This window comes from Streptomyces sp. RPT161 (genome assembly GCF_027533845.1).
Taxonomy (GTDB): Bacteria; Actinomycetota; Actinomycetes; order Streptomycetales; family Streptomycetaceae; genus Streptantibioticus_A; species Streptantibioticus_A silvisoli_A.
Window position 1 is genome coordinate 1 of the sequence record NZ_JAPZVN010000123.1, and the last position, 319, is coordinate 319.

General features: G+C 62.4%; 1 protein-coding gene. It reads right to left on the bottom strand.

Features of this window, described 5'->3' with window-relative positions; genetic code table 11:
* On the bottom strand, positions 1-265 hold a 265-nt coding region (locus O5O46_RS35195), incomplete at its 3' end, for an acyltransferase domain-containing protein (protein ID WP_269859760.1).
* Between the last annotated feature and the right edge of the window lie 54 nt (positions 266-319).

The window sequence follows — 319 nt, forward strand, 5'->3', positions numbered from 1 at the left end:
CCACGCCGTGCGCATACACCTGTGCCACGGCCGACACCATCTGGTGGAGGTTTCCCTCACCACGACGCAACGTGCCCACCGCCGTCGCAGTGTCCTCGCGCTGTTCCACAATGTCCTGGACCGCGGGAAGCAACACCGGATGCGGACCGACCTCAACCACCATGCTGGCACCGGCATCCAAAGCAGCCGTAAGAGCCTTCTCAAACAACACCGTATTCCGAAGATTCCGGTACCAGTACTCCGCGCCCCACTCCCCCGTGTCCATCAACTCTCCGGTCACCGACGAATACACCGGCACCACAGACGACTGCGGGGTAAC